Source organism: Streptomyces sp. NBC_01478 (assembly GCF_036227225.1).
Classification (GTDB): Bacteria; Actinomycetota; Actinomycetes; order Streptomycetales; family Streptomycetaceae; genus Streptomyces.
Genome location: NZ_CP109444.1, coordinates 7,599,563 through 7,617,380 on the forward strand (window position 1 = coordinate 7,599,563; position 17,818 = coordinate 7,617,380).

Annotated in this window: 18 protein-coding genes and 2 tRNA genes; 9 read left to right on the forward strand and 11 right to left on the reverse strand. The window is 64.8% G+C overall.

The genetic code is table 11. The features are described from left to right. Positions 1–39: 39 nt before the first annotated feature. From OG223_RS34535 to OG223_RS34545, 3 genes are all read left to right on the forward strand, one after another. Positions 40–113, forward strand: a tRNA-Met gene (locus OG223_RS34535). A 206-nt stretch (positions 114–319) separates the two neighbouring features. Further along, a complete protein-coding gene (locus OG223_RS34540; RefSeq protein WP_329257044.1) occupies positions 320–2,191 on the forward strand; it encodes a tetratricopeptide repeat protein in 1,872 nt (623 codons plus the stop codon). A 214-nt stretch (positions 2,192–2,405) separates the two neighbouring features. Beyond that, positions 2,406–2,479 (forward strand) — tRNA-Met (locus OG223_RS34545). A 48-nt stretch (positions 2,480–2,527) separates the two neighbouring features. Here the strand turns inward: OG223_RS34545 and OG223_RS34550 are convergent. The 5 genes from OG223_RS34550 to OG223_RS34570 all read right to left on the reverse strand — a co-directional run bounded on the left by OG223_RS34550 (position 2,528) and on the right by OG223_RS34570 (position 6,366). Then, positions 2,528–3,670 carry an ABC transporter substrate-binding protein gene (locus OG223_RS34550; RefSeq protein ID WP_329257048.1) on the reverse strand — a complete coding sequence of 381 codons (1,143 nt, stop codon included), beginning with the start codon at positions 3,668–3,670 and terminating at the stop codon, positions 2,528–2,530. Beyond that, positions 3,667–4,530, reverse strand: coding sequence for an ABC transporter permease (locus tag OG223_RS34555; protein ID WP_329257051.1), 864 nt, complete (start codon positions 4,528–4,530; stop codon positions 3,667–3,669). Before OG223_RS34555 ends, OG223_RS34550 begins: the two co-directional genes overlap by 4 nt. Further along, positions 4,527–5,294 (reverse strand): ABC transporter ATP-binding protein, encoded by a 768-nt coding sequence (locus OG223_RS34560; RefSeq protein WP_329257054.1) that lies wholly within the window; start codon positions 5,292–5,294, stop codon positions 4,527–4,529. The genes OG223_RS34555 and OG223_RS34560 overlap by 4 nt, the downstream gene beginning before the upstream one ends. A gap of 151 nt (positions 5,295–5,445) precedes the next feature. Next, positions 5,446–5,862 carry a Fur family transcriptional regulator gene (locus tag OG223_RS34565; RefSeq protein ID WP_019058319.1) on the reverse strand — a complete coding sequence of 139 codons (417 nt, stop codon included), beginning with the start codon at positions 5,860–5,862 and terminating at the stop codon, positions 5,446–5,448. Between the two features lie 111 nt (positions 5,863–5,973). Next, the gene (locus tag OG223_RS34570; RefSeq protein WP_329257057.1) at positions 5,974–6,366 is read right to left on the reverse strand and encodes a CBS domain-containing protein; all 393 of its coding nucleotides are present in this window, start codon (positions 6,364–6,366) and stop codon (positions 5,974–5,976) included. A gap of 1,167 nt (positions 6,367–7,533) precedes the next feature. Between OG223_RS34570 and OG223_RS34575 the strand changes: the two genes are divergently transcribed. Next, positions 7,534–8,844: an esterase/lipase family protein gene (locus OG223_RS34575; protein ID WP_329265630.1), complete on the forward strand. Its 1,311-nt coding sequence runs from the start codon at positions 7,534–7,536 to the stop codon at positions 8,842–8,844. A gap of 188 nt (positions 8,845–9,032) precedes the next feature. After that, on the forward strand, positions 9,033–11,144 hold the full coding sequence (locus OG223_RS34580) for a hypothetical protein (RefSeq protein ID WP_329257060.1): 2,112 nt from the start codon (positions 9,033–9,035) through the stop codon (positions 11,142–11,144). Between the two features lie 264 nt (positions 11,145–11,408). Here OG223_RS34580 and OG223_RS34585 read toward each other — a convergent pair whose 3' ends face one another. The 4 genes from OG223_RS34585 to OG223_RS34600 all read right to left on the reverse strand — a co-directional run bounded on the left by OG223_RS34585 (position 11,409) and on the right by OG223_RS34600 (position 13,431). Further along, positions 11,409–11,651: a hypothetical protein gene (locus tag OG223_RS34585; protein ID WP_329257063.1), complete on the reverse strand. Its 243-nt coding sequence runs from the start codon at positions 11,649–11,651 to the stop codon at positions 11,409–11,411. A 140-nt stretch (positions 11,652–11,791) separates the two neighbouring features. Beyond that, positions 11,792–12,643, reverse strand: coding sequence for a helix-turn-helix domain-containing protein (locus tag OG223_RS34590; protein WP_329257066.1), 852 nt, complete (start codon positions 12,641–12,643; stop codon positions 11,792–11,794). 22 nt (positions 12,644–12,665) lie between these two features. After that, positions 12,666–13,199, reverse strand: coding sequence for a DUF6879 family protein (locus OG223_RS34595; RefSeq protein ID WP_329257069.1), 534 nt, complete (start codon positions 13,197–13,199; stop codon positions 12,666–12,668). Then, complete coding sequence (locus OG223_RS34600; RefSeq protein WP_329257072.1) at positions 13,174–13,431, reverse strand: hypothetical protein; 258 nt, start codon at positions 13,429–13,431, stop codon at positions 13,174–13,176. The genes OG223_RS34595 and OG223_RS34600 overlap by 26 nt, the downstream gene beginning before the upstream one ends. A gap of 226 nt (positions 13,432–13,657) precedes the next feature. On the opposite strand from OG223_RS34600, the gene OG223_RS34605 reads away from it, so the two are divergent. Together OG223_RS34605 and OG223_RS34610 are read left to right on the forward strand one after the other, a co-directional pair. Beyond that, a complete protein-coding gene (locus OG223_RS34605; RefSeq protein ID WP_329257075.1) occupies positions 13,658–14,047 on the forward strand; it encodes a DUF6415 family natural product biosynthesis protein in 390 nt (129 codons plus the stop codon). Between the two features lie 181 nt (positions 14,048–14,228). Continuing rightward, on the forward strand, positions 14,229–14,429 hold the full coding sequence (locus OG223_RS34610; protein ID WP_329257077.1) for a hypothetical protein: 201 nt from the start codon (positions 14,229–14,231) through the stop codon (positions 14,427–14,429). A 104-nt stretch (positions 14,430–14,533) separates the two neighbouring features. On the opposite strand, the gene OG223_RS34615 is transcribed toward OG223_RS34610, so the two are convergent. Continuing rightward, positions 14,534–15,259: a hypothetical protein gene (locus tag OG223_RS34615; RefSeq protein WP_329257081.1), complete on the reverse strand. Its 726-nt coding sequence runs from the start codon at positions 15,257–15,259 to the stop codon at positions 14,534–14,536. Positions 15,260–15,342: 83 nt separating this feature from the next. Continuing rightward, positions 15,343–16,188 carry a sigma factor-like helix-turn-helix DNA-binding protein gene (locus tag OG223_RS34620; protein ID WP_329257084.1) on the reverse strand — a complete coding sequence of 282 codons (846 nt, stop codon included), beginning with the start codon at positions 16,186–16,188 and terminating at the stop codon, positions 15,343–15,345. A gap of 492 nt (positions 16,189–16,680) precedes the next feature. Between OG223_RS34620 and OG223_RS34625 the strand changes: the two genes are divergently transcribed. Continuing rightward, positions 16,681–16,950, forward strand: a complete 270-nt coding sequence (locus tag OG223_RS34625; protein WP_329257087.1) for a DUF6284 family protein — start codon at positions 16,681–16,683, stop codon at positions 16,948–16,950. Further along, positions 16,947–17,813 carry a protein spdB gene (locus OG223_RS34630; protein ID WP_329257090.1) on the forward strand — a complete coding sequence of 289 codons (867 nt, stop codon included), beginning with the start codon at positions 16,947–16,949 and terminating at the stop codon, positions 17,811–17,813. Before OG223_RS34625 ends, OG223_RS34630 begins: the two co-directional genes overlap by 4 nt. The last annotated feature ends 5 nt before the right edge of the window (positions 17,814–17,818 follow it).

The window sequence follows — 17,818 nt, forward strand, 5'->3', positions numbered from 1 at the left end:
AGGCCCACCCCGCACCGTGGTACGGTTGCAACACAACGGCGCGGGGTGGAGCAGCTCGGTAGCTCGCTGGGCTCATAACCCAGAGGTCGCAGGTTCAAATCCTGTCCCCGCTACTGATCGAGAAGGCCCGGATCCTTTCAAGGATCCGGGCCTTCTCGCTGTGCGAACGCATGTGCCGACGAGGGTGACGGCCGTGCCGCCGGGGGGACTTGGTGAAACCGTGTTTCGCTTGTCTCTCTGTGGGCATGTCGACAAAACGCTGTAGAGACCTCACTGGCTGCGGTATACCAGGTGTACCCAGGTTGCAGGTGGTGCGACGATGGACGTTATGGGGGACAAGGCAACTCTGTTGGATACAGGGCGTTTTGTGCAGCCTTCCGACCGGGACGAGACCGGCGACGGAGAGGCTGTCGACGAGGCACGCACACGGCTCGCCGCACAGGCCGGCGACGTCGAGGCGACGAGTGTCCTCGGAGCGATGCTGCTGCGCCGCGGTGATCTCGACGGAGCCGAGCCGCTGCTGCGTGCCGCCACCGCCGAGGGCGACCGGGCCGCGGCCAACAACCTGGGAGTCCTCCTCCACCAGCGCGGATACGCCGACGACGCCGCCGGATGGTGGCGGATCGCGGCCGTGGCCGGTTCCGCCGCCGCCGCGCACGCGCTCGGCCGGTACCACCGCGAGCGCGGCGACGAGCCCGCCGCCGAGTACTGGCTGCGCCAGTCCGCCGAACAGGGCCACGCGCTGGGCGCGTACGCGCTCGCCGATCTGCTGGAGCACCGCGGGGACACCGCGGCCGAGCGGTGGATGCGGTCCGCCGCCGAGCGAGGGCACCGCGAGGCCGCGTACCGGCTGGCGCGGGCGCTCGATCGCCGGGTGCCGCACGAGGACGAGCGCGAGTACCCGTACGAGGGCGGGGACGGGGCCGACAACGGTGTCGCGTCGGTCCCTGGAGGTCCCGGTGCGTCCGGGGAGCCCGGGGACCCGGGAGGCGAGGCCGAGCAGTGGTATCGCCAGGCCGCCGCGCGCGGGCATCAGCGGGCCGCGCTGCAACTCGGGGCGATCCTGGAGAGGCGGGGCGAGCTCAAGGAGGCAGGGCGCTGGTATCTGACGTCCGCCAAGGACGGGGAGGCCCGCGCCGCCTGTGCGCTCGGGTTCCTGCTGCGCGACGCCGGCGACACCGAGAGCGCCGCCGTGTGGTGGCTGCGCGCCGCCCAGGACGGCGACGGCAACGCGGCCAACGCGCTCGGCGCGCTGCACGCCGAGCGCGGCGAGACACAGACCGCCGAGCGGTGGTACCGGGCCGCGATGGACGCCGGTGATGTGAACGGCGCGTACAACCTCGGGCTCCTGTGCGCCGAGCAGACGCGCACCGCGCAGGCCGAGCAGTGGTACCGACGGGCGGCCTACGCCGGACACCGCGAGGCGGCGAACGCGCTGGCCGTGCTGCTGCTCCAGGGCGGCGACGCGACCGGGGCCGAGCCGTGGTTCTCCAAGGCCGCGGAGGCCGGGAGCGTGGACGCGGCGTTCAACCTCGGGATTCTCTTCGCCGGGCGGGGTGACGAAGGTGTCGCGCTGCCCTGGTACGAGCGGGCCGCCGCCGCCGGGCACACGGAGGCGGCGTTGCAGGTCGGGATCGCCCGGCTGCGGGACGGGGACGAGCGGGAGGCCGAGCGGCATCTGCGGTGTGCCGCGGGTGGGGGGAGTTCGGAGGCGGCCTACCGGTTGGCCTCGGTGCTCGACGCTCGGCGGCCGCCTACGCCTGCGCACGAACTGGGCGAGCAGGTCCATGAGAAGACCGAGTGCGAGGAGTGGTACGAGAGGGCGGCGTCTCAGGGGCATCGGCGGGCGCAGGTGCGGGTCGGGATGCTGGCCGCCGCGCGCGGGGACGTCGTCGAGGCGGCTCGGTGGTATCGGGAGGCTGCCGAGGCCGGGTCTCGTAACGGGGCTTTCAATCTTGGGCTGTTGTTGGCTCGGGAGGGGAGTGAGCCGGAGGCCGCGGTGTGGTGGGCTCGGGCGGCTGATGCGGGGCATGGGCGGGCTGCGTTGCGGTTGGCGCTGGTGTACGCGCGGCGGGGGGAGTTGGCCGAGGGGCAGCGGTGGGCTGATCGGGCCGTTTCCCTGGGGCCCGCTGAGGTGTCCGAGCGGGCGGCTCGGCTTCGGGATGCGTTGCGGCAGGAGCTGACGGCGTAGGGGTGGGGTTTTTCGCCCCCGCCGCCCCTACCCGTCCCATCCTGGGGGCTGCCGCCCCCAGACCCCCGCTTCGGCCTGGACGGCCTCGTCCTCAAGCGCCGGACGGGCTGATTGTGCCGGCCTGTGCTGGAAGGTGCGGGCTGGGCTTTGCTGACCTGGGTGAATAAGCGATTTGCTTCTCTCCGTCCGTCTGACGTAACGTTGCATTCATCGACGCGGGGTGGAGCAGCTCGGTAGCTCGCTGGGCTCATAACCCAGAGGTCGCAGGTTCAAATCCTGTCCCCGCTACTGAAGGCCGAGGGCCGGAATCCGAAAGGGTTCCGGCCCTCGGTGTTTCTACGGCCGGTGGCCCACCGCCTCCTCGTACAGCGAGCGGTCCACGGTCCTGGATTCCGGGAGTACGGCGCCCTTCGAGACGCCGGCCGCCTTGTACGCGGCCTGTAGTCGCGTTGTCGTGCCCGCGCGGATCTCCCAGTCCATGGTCAGCGACGGGGTCGACTTCAGGACCGACTCGTCCGCCTTCAGGAGCTTCGCCAGGTATGTAACGAAGGCCGAGTCGCTCTTGTAGTCGCCCGCGAAGTACGTGTCCACCGTGCGGATGTAGGCCCGGAGGAGGGCCACGCCGGCGTCCACGTCGTCGTTCAGGAGTGTGCGGCCGTAGAGCATGCCGCCCAGGGGCTCGCCCTGCGGTTGGCCGCCGAGGAAGGCGTACCGGGGGTTGTCGTCGACCTTGCGCCAGACCGGGTCGAGGAGCCAGGCGGAGTCGACGCCGCCGTTCTGGAGGGCGGTGAGGACGTCGGCCGAACCGAGTTGCTGGTACCGGATCTTGTCCAGGCCGCCGCCGTGGGTCGCGAGGGCCTTCTCCATGGGGTACGCGATCACCGAGCCCTTGCCGATCATCGTGCCCATCCTGCGGCCCGCCATCCGGACGTCGGCCGCCGCCTCGCCCTTCTTCAGCTTGACCCACAGACCGCTCTTCGACTCGGGGTCGGGTGAGAAGTTCCCGGCGACCCACTTGATGTCGAAGCCGCCCTCGATGCCGTTCATGACGGCCGCCTCCGGGGCTGCCCACATCGCGTCGATGTCCCCCTTGGCCAGCAGGGGCAACGCGTCCGGGGTCGGGAGGACCTTGAGGGTGACGTCCAGGCCCTCCTTCTTGAACTCCCCTTTTTCCAGGGCGACTTCGAGCGGGGCGACATACTCCGCGCTCAGCGTTCCGGTCGCGATCGTCACCTTTCGCGTCTTGGTGAGGGGGCGGGGTGCCGGGGTGAGGGGGCGGCAGCGTGCCGGGGCGCGGGTGGGGGAGAGGTCCGCCGGGTCCGTCCAGGAGGACGTGCCGCAGCCGTCCACCGGGGTGACCGTGCGGGTGGTGCCCGAGCCCGAAGTCCCGGAATCCTGCGCGGACTTCGACGCGCAGCCCGCCGATGTCAGCAAGGCCGCGACGACGACGACCGCACCGTACGCACGACGTCTTCTCATGACTGTCCCCGTCCTCGGTCGCGTGGTGCCCACGGTGTGAGCAACCGGCCTGCCACCCGCACCAGTTCGGAGAAGACGACCCCCAGGACGGCCACGCAGACGATGCCCACGAACATCACGTCGTTCTCGAACAGCGCGCGGGAGTCGAAGATCAGGTGGCCCAGGCCGTTCGTCGCGGCGATCTGTTCCGAGGCGACGATGACCAGGACCGCCACGCCCGCCGCGATGCGCGCGCCCACCAGGACCGCGGGGAGGGAGGCGGGGAGGAGGACATGGCGGAACATCTGCCAGGGGCCGGCGCCGAACACCCGGCCCGCGTCGCGGTGTCCGGAGGGGATCGCCACGACCGCCGACATCGTCGAGATCCAGACGAAGAAGAAGACCGTGGTCGCGACCAGGGCCACCTGGGGGCCCTCGCCCAGGCCGAACATGTTGAGGAAGACCGGCAGCAGGGCCAGTTTCGGTACGACGTACAGGGCGTCCAACAACGGTTCCAGCGCGGCCCGGACGAGGGAGAGAGAGCCCATCAGGAGGCCCAGGGCATAACCGGTCGCCGTGCCGATCGCGTAGCCGGCCAGGACGCGTCGGGTGGTGGCCCACACGTCCGGCCACAGGTCGCCGGCGGCGGCCCGGGTCCAGCCGTCGGAGAGGATCGTCGAGGGGGCCGGGTAGACGCGGTCGTCCAACCAGCCCTGCGTGGCGGCCAGTTGCCACCACAGGATCAGGACGACGGGGACGGCCACGGCGAGGGACAGTTCGAGTGCGCGCCGGCGGCGGTGGGTGCGTACGGGACGGAGTTCGTGCGGGCCGGGGCGGCGGACCAGGAGCGATTCCTTGCGGTCGGGGGCGACGGTGGTCATGCCGGTACCGCCTCCTTGCGCAGCAGCTCCCACAACTCGGCTTTCAGGGCGGTGAATTCGGGGGTGTCGCGGATGCCGCCGGTGCGGGGGCGCGGGAACGGCGGGCGGTGTTCGGCGATGATCCGGCCCGGACGGGCGGACATGACCAGCACGCGGTCGCCGAGGACGAGGGCCTCCTCCAGGCTGTGCGTGATGAAGAGGGTGGTCGTGTGCAACTTCTGCGTGAGGTCGAGGAGTTCGTCCTGGAGGATCGTGCGGAGTTGCGCGTCCAGGGCGGCGAACGGCTCGTCCATCAGCAGGAGTTCGGGTTCTACGGCGAGTGCGCGGGCGATCGCGACGCGCTGGCGCATACCGCCGGAGAGGGTCGCCGGGTACGCGTGCGCGAAGTCGGCGAGGCCCATGCGGGTCAGCCACTCGTCGGCGCGGGCGTTCGCCTCGCGGCGCGGGACGCGTTGGACGTCCAGGCCGAAGCGGACGTTGGCGCGGACCGACTTCCAGTCGTAGATGCCGTAGTCCTGGAAGATCATGGCCGCCGGGCGGGGGCTGGACGTGCGGATCTCCAGGGTGCCCGTGCTCGGGCGCAGCAGGCCCGCGGCGATGCGGAGGAGGGTGGACTTTCCGCAGCCGGACGGGCCGACCAGGCAGACGAACTCGCCGGGGGCGACGGTGAGTTCGAGGGGGCCGAGGGCGTCGACCTGGTGCGGTGGGCGGCCGAAGGCGCGGGTCAGTTGGGTGGCGTGGAGTTTTGGGTGCGGGTCTCCCACGGGTGCTCCTCGCGGAGTGCGGTACGGCTGTCTGCATGGGTGGGGGGTGCCGCACGACGATATGACGGTCCATCAGATTCGGGAAGCCTGTAGACAGCACAAAGCCCCGGCGTCCGTGTCGAACGGATACCGGGGCCTGTGAAGGGACTTGCTACGCGCTCGCGCAGTTGGGGCACAGCCCGCGGTAGGTCACCTCGACGTCCGAGACCGTGAAGCCGAAGCGCTCCGAGTCGGGGAGGTCGGCGAGCGGGTTGCCGCCCGGGTGGACGTCGCGGATCTGGCCGCAGTTGGCGCAGACCAGGTGGTGGTGGGGGCTGTGCGCGTTCGGGTCGTAGCGCTTGGCTCGCTTGTCCGTGGAGACTTCCAGGACCTCGCCGAGCGAGACCAGCTCGCCCAGCGTGTTGTAGACCGTCGCCCGGGAGATCTCGGGCAGCTTGGCCACGGCACGGGAGTGGACCTCGTCGGCGGTCAGGTGGACGTGGTCGCCGTCGAGCACTTCGGCCACGACGCGTCGCTGTGCGGTCATCCGCCATCCGCGTCCGCGCAGCCGCTCCAGAAGGTCACTCATACCGGCCACTTTAACAGCAAGGTGACCAGTTCACGAATAGGTGTGACTTTGGAGGGCTACTGGATTTGGACTGAATCCAATTGCTTGGACCGGTTGCTCGGCCCGGGGCTGTCAGGCCGGTACCTGCTGTCGTGCGGGTGCCCAGCAGCGGATGATGTCGCGGACCGAGACGATGCCGGCGGGCTCGGCGTGGTCGAGGACGATGAGGTGGCGGAAGCCGCCGTGGGCCATCGCGCTCGCCGCGTCCTCCAGGGTCCAGGCCGGGGTGGCGAAGACGACGTCCGTGGTGGTGTGGGCGTGGGCGCGCTCGGTGTCCGGGTCCTGGCCCTTGCCGAGCGAGTTGAGGATGTCGCGTTCGGTGAGGATGCCGATGCCGCCGGCGTCCGGGTCGAGGACCACGGCCGCGCCGACATGGCGCGAGGACATCAGGGCGGCTGCCTGGCGGAGGGTGTGGGCGGGGCCGATGGTGAGGACCACCGTGCTCATGGCGTCGCGGACCAGCATGGGATGAGGCCACCTCCTAAGGAATCCGTGCGGTTCACGGAACCGGGGCCCGTTGGTTGTGCCGGCCGGGGTCCGCTAGTTATCGGATTCACAAGTTCACAAGTGGGGGGACTCTCAGAGTCGCAGGTAAAGCACGGGTCAACAAGAGGGCGCGCGCGGCCGGTTGGGGGCGTGTGCGGGCGTCACGTGGTGGTCAGTAGCGCATGTATTGATCGCGGGCGTTGGTGGGGTGCGGGGTCACCTCCCATCTCGCCGACGAGCTGCACGGTTGCGGTCATCACTGGTCGTTGGTGGTGGTCGTTGGTCACCCTCGGACGGCCCACAGGCGGCCCAGCGAGGGGGCCGCAGCAATCCCGAGCTAGTCGCCGGACATCAGCTTGGGAAGCTGCGATCATTCGGGGCTGGTTCGGGCGTTGACGTGGGTGAACAGGTGAATTGCGGCCTCTTCGGGCTAGGACTGTTTCACCCTGCTTCCCCGCCTGGTCTGGGGCGCTTGTGGTGCAGACGGGGCAGTTGCTACAGCAGGCGACGGCAAATGATGAGCGGCTGGGTGACGGTTGACAGCAGGCTGAAGCGATGAGCCGCTGGAAGCTCTACGACAACTGGTAAGTCGATCTCGCCGGCCTCACAGTCGAGCAGCTCCGGGAGCGGAGAGCCTTCGCCTACGAGCGTGCTCAGGAGGGTGTGGTGCTTGGCATGGCTACAACCCCACGGCCGCTCGCCACTGGCGCGCGAGGCTATGCGCTGTCGATGACGAACTTGTGAGGCGGGGTATCCAGGAGGTGTAGGCGTCATGCGACACGCTTGAGGCGTAGCTGATGACAGTCAGCTACGGCGGCGGGTGCGTCGACTGATCAGGCGCAACCGTGCCTCGCTGCACCTTCACCGGGCTTAGCCGCGCTGCCTGGTGACGTCCACCTGAGGAAGCCGCTACGGCGGAGGCATGCGATTAGGCCGTTGAGGACGTGGCTTCCTCGTTGCACCTCAAGACAGAGTCTCCAACTTGCTTGACCTTGCATCGGTACGATCACCTATCGTGAGTGACCGTACTTGGGGTGCTCTGCACGGGGGCTAACCTTCTCCACAGGTCTGCTGGCAGGGGGAGTGCTAATGAGACGTCTCAGTCAAGAGACTTTCGCGAAAGAACGCTTTGGCAAGAGCCATAGCATGCACCTCCATACTCGGCCTTCAGGGCCCACTAAAGCTGTCGCCGTATTCATTCACGGTCTGAATGGAAGCGGATATGGAACATGGAATGCTTGGCCCCGACTCCTCTTCGAAGGAGGAGATGGGACACCCTCGATGGACGTGGCTATCTATGACTACCCGAGTCTCCTGAGAGCTGTACGATATTTGCGCCTCGGGGCTGACATTGATGTTCAAGCGCGGCAACTTGCCGATCATCTGGCGGAGCTGAGTAATGAATACGAAGAAGTGTATTTGGTTGCTCACAGTCTGGGAGGACTAGTAGCCGAGTCTGCCGTTAGCATTTATCTACAAGATGCACAATCAAAGGATGCGACTTGCTTGCCCGTTTCTCCTGTAGCGGCAATTTTTTTGATGGCGTCACCAATGGGAGGGTCGGGGAAGGCGCTTTTCTTTCTGTCGTTCTTCCGAGACGTGAAACGATTGCGCCTTCTCTCTAAAGAGCAAGCGAGATACGCGGATTTCTTCAACTCGTACGTTCAGGTCCAGTGCCTGGCGTCTGAGGGAAAATATCGATTTATCGTTCCGCGTTATGCGGGGATTGCAACATTGGATATTGCCGTGAGTGCTACCAGTGCTTCTGGCGCACTTCCGAAAGAGCAGAAGCAGCAGTTCAAAGGTACACATTTCTCTGTTGTGAAACCCAAGGAGGCGACCGACCCACAGCATGTTTGGGTACTCCAAAGAATGCGCGATGTTCAAGATATTCGAGCTCAGTGGTATCGAAATGAAAAACAGAAAAAGATGAGCGCGGTGTTGGAAGACGGGTCAACGCCCGACTTCTTTGTGACGCAACTCGAGGGAGAGCGTCGTAGTTCAGAATGGGAAATCATCTACAACGCTGTCCGCGCTGACACCTCCACGTCTTATGTCGAGGTGGTTGATTACAATTACGTAAGAGCAGGAACCAAGGTTGACCTCCTAATCACCCTGAATGATGCATCGGGCGTCATGGATGAGAAATCGGCATCAAAAAGAGTTGTCGTTCAAGCTGTTGATTCCTTTGAGAAAGGGAGAGTGGCCTCAGTCGGTATCTGTCCTGTAGGTGAACGTCACTCGGAAGCAGAATCCGAGGTGGGTAAGTGGCTACCCTCAGCACTGCAGAACAAGTTTTATATTGAAGGCTCCCATGATTCCGGAGGGATCGGTCAGGTAATTAGTCGGTGGATTGACGCCTGCCTACACAGCCATCCCGTCAGGCAATCTGAACGGAGTCAGCGAGGTCTGCTCCAGTTGAATTACGACGCTTATGAGGAGGCTGAGGATCTATGAATCTGGCTTGGATCGTGGCAGTACTACGCCCGAGAGATCTCCTTGTAGGGCACTCTATGGAAGAAGCTGATCCAGCTTGCCAGCTAGCCGCACTCGTATGCGGCGAACCGCTTTACATCCGGAAGTTTGAGGCAGATGAGACATCCGCTGATCCGGGCGTCAGGTTTATCGTACAAAGCCTTAACTCCTTGACGATCAGAGAAGGCCTGAGCGGGCTTATCCATGAGATTGTTGAAGAGTCTGATGGAGACTCGGCGCGTACGTGTGCGCTTGGCCTGATGGCTTGTTGTGCAGCGGCAGAGATTGAGGACTACAATACTTGCGATTTCATCCTTGATTTTCTGTTGAGGAAACTAGATTCCGACGAAGATTCGGCAAATTCTCTCCTGCGCGCACTCTTGCTGCAGCAGAGAGCTCTACGGCTGAGGGATACAGGAAGGGATCCTAAATCAGCCAGTACGGGAGCTTTGAAATTTGTCAATCAGGTCAGAGTCGACGAACTACCACCCTGTAAACTGGGCCCTTACGCAGATTTCTCAGCTACATTGAATTATTTGCTTGTCGCCCTGCGTAATGCGATTTGGAGTCTTGCACCAACAATTGGTACGGATTTCGGTCGTGTAAGCGGCTGGGATGGGTTTCCATCTCGGGATGAGATCCTTAAGTCGCCACGGCCAGAGCAGCTGATCAAGATCGGTGCTGACAGGTCTGAGGCTTATGCCAAGTTTGTTCTCCAGACCTACAGAAATCTTTTTGGAAGTAGACCGCGATACATTTTGGGCGGCCCGGAAGTTCCAGATATTTTCGCACAGGCGCTAGCTCTAGAACTGTTTGGGCATGCCAGTGTTCGAGAATCACGAAAGGAGCTTGCACTTCTTAGGCTCGTGCAAATCGATGCGTACGAGCAGTCTGAGCATGTTCGCGATGCGTTGCGCCTGTTGAGGCATGCCGGAGCGTATAAGGAACTGTCGCTGGCTGTTGAAAGGTTCCGAACTGCAGGTCCGCTGTGGGCCCTCAGTGAAGATGCGCGTCAAATTATTCAGCAGCGAACTGGAGATTATCCTCTCGGTCGGAACGAGCTTCGGGTGTTGCGGGGAGCTGCAGAACTCATGACTTCTGCGGAAGCTGATCGCGCGCTAACAGCAGTATGCGAATGGAAGCAAGAGGATTACGTTGGCGAAGCGTGGATTACGGCTGCCGCGCTCTCGAATTATGCAGAAAAATGCAGTGAAATTGCAGATTTCCTTCTTCAGCAGAGCGTCATTAAAGAGTCGGCGGCCAGCGGGCTGGATAAGGATCTGGCGCGATCGATCCGCGTCTTGGACTGGACCGCTGTGCAGCACGGAGTAGCTGATCGATGGTCTATTTGGCTCAGAACTCGCGCCCAGCATTGGCCAACTACTGAAGAAGCTGTTGCTGGGGTCCTTAGGGTACAGCCTGATGACTCCAAGGCACTGCAAGACCTGGAGGCTGTAGCTGTTCGTCTAAACAGTGCTATCAAGGGGAGCCCTCTACCTCCTTCTAGTGTTCGTCGCAGCGTTGAGATTGTCACTCAAGAACTGCAAAATCTAGTTGCGGAGGCGAACGCAGGTTATTATTCGATGAAGTTCCGTTCTGCGGTCGATGTCGCAGCAGCGCTCATCGTTTTTGCGGAAGCTGATCTGTGGCAAGATCTAGCGATCTGTCTCACCGATGAACGCATTAATCGCCTTGAGACGGACGCAGCGTTTGAGCGACTCTCGCATGAGAGGCCGCCTATGACGCAGGCTGTACGTGATCTATTCAAAGGCGCAGCGCATCGAATTCTCCGGGGGAGAACTGAATCGAGTGAAATCGCCCCTTATCCGGAAGCTTTGCGCTTCCTTGCCGTTTACGGGCTGATCGATGACAGTGTAATTTTTTCGAGCGTTGCGGAATTGGCGGGAAGCGGCGCTGTCGTCATGCGGGAGCAGGCTGCTCGCACGCTGGCTGTAATTGCTGAGGTTCGCGGCGGCGCTTGGATTTCTGCTATTGCTACTCAGCTAAGCCATGACCACGATGTGTCGGTCAGGTCTCATGCGGGGCGGGCTCTTGCGCTTTTGTCGGAAGGAGAAGAACTAGTACCGCGAATTATTCAGGAGCGCATCACCCAACTTCTTGGCGAAGATGGTATCGCGATTCCGTTGCGTTTGCTGGATGCGATGAAAATGAATCCGCCGAGCAACGTGGACGTGAAGCAGAAAATCGAGCAAATGCTTTCGGATCATCCTTCTGGAAGTGTGCGACGCATGGCTCAGGTTGTGCTAGATGGTTACGCTTGAGACTGCCACAGGTCGTTGTCCGAGCTGTAAGTCAGCGATCAGCGTTCTCGTCCTTTGCCTGACCCCGGGCGGCTGATGCCCTGTGCGCGGCACGGGGCCGAGTGGGAAGAGTTCTACTGGGCTCGCACAGCGACGGCTTTTAGGACCGGCCGGATTTCAGTGAGGAAGCGGCGCCCGCAAGATGTAGGGCGCACAGGCTGTCCTGGGCGAACGGACCGCCATTGGCGAGCAACTGCTGGGAGGGCTGGCCCGACGGCTTGTAGGTTAGGCATCAGCGGGCTCGGGGTGCCGTACAGCCCGCTTCGCCGCCTGCTCCACCTCATGCCGCGACATGGTCACGTCCTCGCGTGTCGCGTATACGGTCACCGCAGCCTGGAAGTCTTCGGCCGCCGTACGCCACGCCTTCCACTGCGCCTCGTACTCCTCACCAACAAGGCCGGTGAGTTGTTGACGGGCGTCTTCGGAGGAACGTTCCAGCTTGATCAATTCGTCGGGGATGTCTGCCACAACCTGGATCTTAAGCCGTCGCCGGGACAGACCCGGGGATGCGGCTCGGGGAGCGGCACGGTCTACAGGCGCAGGGACGAAGGCAGGTGGCAACAGGAGGGTGGATGTAGGTCGACCACCGACTTGGTTGACGTCTGGGCTCAGCGCAATGTTTCGATGGCCTTCACGATCAGAGCGCGAGCGTCCGCGCCGTACACGGCCATGCTGCGCAACTGCTCGAACGCTTTCACGTACAGGGCGATCTCGGATGGCTGGGTGACGTTCACCTCGGCAGAGAGCAGCTCAACGGACACGAGCGTGTCGTCGTGCACGTCGAACGTCTCTTGCGGCCACAGGGCGCGCTCGCGCGTCGACGTCGGGATGATGCCGAACGACACTGGCGGGAGCGCGCCGGCGGTGAGTAGGTAGCCCAGCTGGGCAGCCATCGCGTCCGCGTCGCCAAGCTGGTAGTAGAGCACCGCCTCCTCGATGACGAACACGAACCGGTGCCCCGGCTCGTGAATGACCTGGGAGCGCTGCACGCGCGCAGCGGCGGCTTCCGCTCCGTCGTTGGGGACGTCGAGGAAGCGGGCGTTGAGGCTCAGTAGGGCCTTCGCGTATCCCTCGGTCTGGAGCAGTCCGGGGATGAGTACCGGGGAGTAGACGCGCAGCAGTTCGGTAGACCGGTACAGCTCGACGTAGCTGTCCTGCAGCTTTTTGAGACCGGAGCGGACGCGCTGGCGCCACTCGCGGTACAGGGATTCCGCGTGCTGGGAGGCGGCGATCAGGTCTGGTGCCTGATCTGTGGCATCGGTGGCCCGGCACCAGAGCCGGATGTCCGTGGGTGAGGGCGGTGTGCGAGCGTTCTCGATTCGGGACGTCTTGGCGTGGTGCCAGTTACAACGCAAGGCCAGCTCAGTGACCGTCAGGCCGGCGTTTCTCCTCAGGTCGCGCAGCTGCCGCGCCACGTTTTCACGCGCGGTCTGGGCCGAGGATGACGGGGAGATGGGCATGAGCTGGTCGCGGTGCCTTCTGTCAGTGGATCTTGTACTGGTCGTGTGGGATGGCGCGTGCCCAAACGGCCTCGAACGCGTTGGCGCATTGCTTGACGATGCCCGGCTCCGTCCGCAGTTCCATGTCTGGGTCGGCCCATTCGCCGTTGCCGGTGAAGTGGTTGAACAGGACTTGCGTCCCGTCGAAGATCCACAGGTCTGCACCCGGCAGCATTAGATCGGCAGCCCGCGGGCGAGGTAGCCACCGCACTTGCTCACCCGCCGCTACGTTGACTGCGGTTGCGGCGTGCTCGTATCGGATGTAGTCGGTGACCGGCTCGGACACGATGCGAGCGCGGCGCACGACGACGCCTCGGGTGACTGCTCGGGAGATCATGTCGACCCAGGGCGCCCAGTACTCCGAGTCGGGATCTGCGTCCCGTTGGCCGGTGCGCAGCCAGGTGTTGTAGTCGTCGACCTCGTCGCCGACGGCGTACTGGTCGCGCATTTCGAGGTGCACGGCGGAGCGCTGCGCAGCTTCGAAGAGGTCGTCAAAGCTGGGCACGTTCTGCGGCATCGCAGGCCTCCCTCAGGATCGGGACCAGGCGGGCGGGGATACGGATCACCGTCTCGTGGTCGGGGATTCCCTTCGCGTGCCCGGGGGCGGTGCGGTCCGCGCATTGGGCTCGTGTTGCCTCGTCTGCCGTGTAGCTCTGGATCACGATGTCCTGCGTCTCCTGGTCCACCCAGGCTGTGGGTGACCCGTTCTTGCCGGTGTCAGGGTCGATTCCGATGAACTGTAGGTCCATGGCTGTCTCCACCGTTGAGGTTGTGCGCTGATGTGCGCCAACGTCTCCCCTGAAGGGATGTGTCGTCAAGAGCACGATCCGGCCTCACTCCTCCCTGAAGACGTGTGTGCACATCGGTGCACATTGCTGGCGCTGGCGTCCATCGCACTCCTAGCTTCAAGAGGCACGACGAGACCCGGCGACCTTGCGAACGGCCCCGGGCGTGGCCGACTGGGCAGGGGTCGACATGGCGAACCGCACCACCGCAGCATCCGAAGGTACTGAGCGCCGGCAAGCCGATCGCCCTGACGTCATCGTCATGCGCGAGACCGTGCAGATTCTGCTGGACCCCGACGCCGTGGCGCTGCCTCCAACGGCTGGTGAGCTGGAGACGCTGACGCGGATGATTCGGGGTCACCTGGAGCTGCTTATCCCCGAGGTCGAGCAGTCCGTCAGGCGGTTGAGGAAGGACAGCATCCCCCGGTACTGCGCGCTTGCCTGTGTCGGTGAGGCGCGGGGAAAGCTCCGTGCCGAGCCGATCCGCAGATTCGGCGTAGAAGTCGGCTATGCCCGACGCCTGGCACGCACTTTGAACGCTTTGTGTGACCACTATGAGAACCTCGGTGCGCGCTCGTGACCGCGGCCATCGACGACCCTTCGATGCGCTCCGCCGAGTGCGCGGTGGCTTCCCTGGACGGATACCAGGAACTGCACCACGACTGCCGTCAGACCAAGGACATCCCGCTACCCCACGGGGGCGGCCTGGTCCTGGTACGACGCTGCACCTGTCCCTGCCACACACAGATGGCGGGTGCGTCATGACCCTGCGCTTCTGCCGCTACTGCGACGAGCCGATCACCGATCCTGACGACGCAGTTCACCTCTGGCACGAGGAGAGCATGAGCGGACCGGGGCGGGACGTGTGGGCACACCGCGAGCACGCCAGCCTCGTCGAGCCGGACACCGCTCTGGTGCGCATTCTGGCGCGCGTACTGATCGCGGAGCGGAGGAGGTCCTGATGCAGAACCACTCCGATGACACGACTCTGCCAACGGTCACGCCATTCGCGATCGTCCACATCAGTCATTGATGTCAGAACGTCGTGCACTTTTCGCTGGTCAAGTCACCATTGGCAGAAGGCCACTGCGGCATCATCCCCGGACTTGTATCGCGGCCACCGGCGCCCAGTGGGGTCCGTGGCCTCAACCCTGCGTACGGTGTCGATCAGTTCACGGGGACCCCCGGCCCGGAGCGTGGCGAACGCTTCCGACCAGGTAGCCATCTCGTACTCGCTCACGAGCCTTGATACGCCATCAGACATCACGGCGGCAGCGTGCACTTCTCCGAGCGATGCCGTGCCGGTCAGGGTGTGCTCTGCGGCTTCTGCATCCGCCGCAGCCACCCAATACCCCTCTGCGGTGTTGCGTACTTGCCGCTGCGCGAGCACAAGGCGTTGCACGGCCTCCCTGTGCTCTGAGGTATGAGTCTCATGCTGCTCAACCTCAGCTCTCATCTCGGGGAGGATGTCGTCCACCCGGAGATCAGTGATCACCGAGTAGCCATGCGGCCCCTCGAACACGATGGGAGAGTCCGCGAGGACGAGATGGTCCAGGACGCCGTCTCGATGCCGCAGGACCGCGACCGTGGCGGACGGCGTCCCCGGATTCTTGAGATCGCACTCGGGATGCAGTCCTGCAACACGTTCGAGAGCTTCCGCCAAACCGTCTGAGAGTTGGCAGTCCGGGTCTGCGAGGGCCGCAAGAAGCTGACCGCCGAGGTGCGCGACGTACCACGGGACGCCGTGCCGGCATCCCGTGCTGAGGCCTGCCGTACTGAGTCCGTCCAGCACGACAGCGAGCGTGGGTGTTCCTGCCACCCAGTCCTCATTGGGGTTGGCTCCCCCCGGTTGTGTGTCCATACAGACGCGCATGATCATCCCTCGTGTCGGTACAGCGGGGTGACGCGGCGGCTCTCCAGTACGTCGAGCGTCTTGGGGTCGTAGCGACAGGAAATGAGCGTCGAGAACCGGCGGGTGCGAACTTCTCGGTACAGCTCAGCGAGGTTGTTCTCCAAGTAGTGCACGACCCCGTTGGCGCCTATGGCGTGGATTCCGGCGATGTACAAGAACGTGCCACGGCCGTCCAGTCGGGGGAGTCGGCCCAGGTAGCCGAAGTCGCCGGCCGTGCCGTCCTCATCCATCGGCGATCGGTACTCCTTGCCGGCCTTCTGGTCCACCAGGTGCCAGGCTCGGTCTTTCTCAAAGCGCAGGTTGTCGTCCCCTTCGAGCACCTGGGCAACGATGGGCGACAGTCGCGGTCCACAGACGACCACGTGGTTGTCACGGTTGAGGTTGACGATTCCCGTCGTCGGGATCACCTCGTACTCGGCCTCAAGCTTCATCCCGCCCAGCAGCTTGCGCAGGTGGTCGAAGTTCTTGAGGTCTTCCCTGGTCACGACCTCACTCGGGTTCTGGTCAGGGCCCTTGCCTGCCTCGGGCTTGCCACCGAGCGACACGGTCACCAGGTTTGTGCCGAAGAACGCGCGCTCCGGGGGTGGTCCGGCGGACGCTAGCTGCCCTACGCGACCTCGGCTCACCCCGAGCTGCGTGGCGATTTCGGTCTGAGTCATGCCGGACGCCTGCGCTTCTTCGATGGCCTCGCGGCGGATGCGGGACAGCTCAAGCACCCATCCCTGATAGGTCGCCATCAGGTCGGTCGCTGCTTTGGCCCGGTCGACCGGGGCCGCGATCTCAGAGACCCGCTTCATGTCGTCGTGCACAGCTCTCCACTCCTCGTCTAGGGGGGCTAGCGAACTCTATCGCTAGAGGGGGTTGCGCGCACCCCTCCTGTTTGCTTACGGTACCTATCAGGAAAGAGCGCAACCCCCCCTAAGCAACGTAGGGAGGGTGCGTCACACCTGCTTGACCTGCAAGAACAGCACACCCAGGAGCCCCGCTGTGGACGGGGGGAGGGCACCGGACAGTCGTCTGCCTCGCGGCAGGCGATCCCTTGGCAGTCCGGATGGCAGACCGAAAGGTCAGGTCTCTGCCTACAACGGGGCCCTAGCGAGCTGTACCTGATCCGGCAGCCGCGTCCCCGAAAGAGACCACTCATCCACCGCAGTTCTCTGCGGCCGGTTGCCTCCGCTGCTCGTCTCGTACGAGCAGCGCTGAGGGGAGCCGGAAACCCGACTTCAACGGCGCGCGGCCCCGGTGCTCGAACACCGGGACCGCTGTTCGGGCCGTTCACCTGTGGAAGGACACACGACCCAATGGACCACATCGTCACCGTTCAAGATGCTGTTACCGCGTTCGCCGACTTCATGGAGCCGACGGACGCCGAGCTGGACGCCATCGAGCTGGAGATGCCCGCGATCCTGGCGGACGTTGACCTGCTGGACGCGCAGATCATCACGCTGGACCGCGCTTCGACGGAGCTGGACGTCCGGCGTATCCGCCGGGCCCGGCGCCGTCTGCTCACCGCCTGCCGCGAGTTGGCGAACCGCACCGGCGACGGGATGCTGCCGGAGGTCGGCGCATGAGGACCAATGCCGCAAAGACCGTCCTGCCCGCTGTTGCGATGACGGCCGTGTCCATGGTGCTCACCCTGGCCGTGGTCATGATGTGGCTCGGTACGGCGGTGCCGTGGCCCGTCGCTCTGGTCGTCGGTCTGGGGATCGACGGTGGTTGGTTGGCTACCCTCGCCTACGAACGTCGCCTGGCCGCGCAGGGCGATCACTCCCGCACGGTGACCGGGGTCGGCTGGTGCTTCGGCGCCATCGCGGCCGGCGTCCTGGTCGCACATGCCCTCACCGCTGAAGCGTCCTCCGGGGCGTGGCTGGCGGTGGCGTGGTTGCCGATCGCGGCCAAGGCCCTGTGGCTTGTGCATGGCATGTGGGAGCGCACCGCGCTCACTCCTACCGCGCTGGACGCCATCCGGGGCATCCAGCAGGAAGCCCGCGACGAAGCCGCCGTGGCCCGCGCCCGCCTGCGGGCGGAAGCGGCCACGGAGACGACGCGGTTGACGGCCGTGACGCAGGCGGGGGCGAGCGTCGCCCGGGTGCAGGCCAAGACCGCTCAGAGTCTGTCGCGGGCATGGTCGACGCTGGAGACGGCACGGCAGGGCGAGGACACCGGCAGGGCGCTGACCAGCGTGACGCGCCCCGTCACACCCGGCGTCACACCCACCTGGGACCTCCCCGTGTGGGGACGCTCCGAGCCGGTACCGGCCCTCGGCTGGGCGGCACCCGCGCTCACTGATGGGGAGCTTGGCGGGCTGGTCGATGAGATCCGCACCAGTGAGGCGCCTGCTCTGTCGTATCGCGAGATGGCGATCCGCTTCCGGGCGGCCGGCCACTCCGCATCCGAGGTCCGTCTCCGTGCCGCCTGGAAGCGGGTCGCCTGATGTGC

What these genes read in the sequence shown, in the direction of transcription:
- OG223_RS34575 (WP_329265630.1), top strand. Translation starts at nt 7,534, where the DNA reads ATGCACCTCCATACTCGGCCTTCAGGGCCCACTAAAGCTGTCGCCGTA.
- OG223_RS34590 (WP_329257066.1), bottom strand. Translation starts at nt 12,643, where the DNA reads ATGCCCATCTCCCCGTCATCCTCGGCCCAGACCGCGCGTGAAAACGTG.
- OG223_RS34605 (WP_329257075.1), top strand. Translation starts at nt 13,658, where the DNA reads ATGGCGAACCGCACCACCGCAGCATCCGAAGGTACTGAGCGCCGGCAA.
- OG223_RS34540 (WP_329257044.1), top strand. Translation starts at nt 320, where the DNA reads ATGGACGTTATGGGGGACAAGGCAACTCTGTTGGATACAGGGCGTTTT.
- OG223_RS34555 (WP_329257051.1), bottom strand. Translation starts at nt 4,530, where the DNA reads ATGACCACCGTCGCCCCCGACCGCAAGGAATCGCTCCTGGTCCGCCGC.
- OG223_RS34630 (WP_329257090.1), top strand. Translation starts at nt 16,947, where the DNA reads ATGAGGACCAATGCCGCAAAGACCGTCCTGCCCGCTGTTGCGATGACG.
- OG223_RS34625 (WP_329257087.1), top strand. Translation starts at nt 16,681, where the DNA reads ATGGACCACATCGTCACCGTTCAAGATGCTGTTACCGCGTTCGCCGAC.
- OG223_RS34570 (WP_329257057.1), bottom strand. Translation starts at nt 6,366, where the DNA reads ATGCTGGTCCGCGACGCCATGAGCACGGTGGTCCTCACCATCGGCCCC.
- OG223_RS34600 (WP_329257072.1), bottom strand. Translation starts at nt 13,431, where the DNA reads ATGGACCTACAGTTCATCGGAATCGACCCTGACACCGGCAAGAACGGG.
- OG223_RS34610 (WP_329257077.1), top strand. Translation starts at nt 14,229, where the DNA reads ATGACCCTGCGCTTCTGCCGCTACTGCGACGAGCCGATCACCGATCCT.
- OG223_RS34565 (WP_019058319.1), bottom strand. Translation starts at nt 5,862, where the DNA reads ATGAGTGACCTTCTGGAGCGGCTGCGCGGACGCGGATGGCGGATGACC.
- OG223_RS34595 (WP_329257069.1), bottom strand. Translation starts at nt 13,199, where the DNA reads ATGCCGCAGAACGTGCCCAGCTTTGACGACCTCTTCGAAGCTGCGCAG.
- OG223_RS34550 (WP_329257048.1), bottom strand. Translation starts at nt 3,670, where the DNA reads ATGAGAAGACGTCGTGCGTACGGTGCGGTCGTCGTCGTCGCGGCCTTG.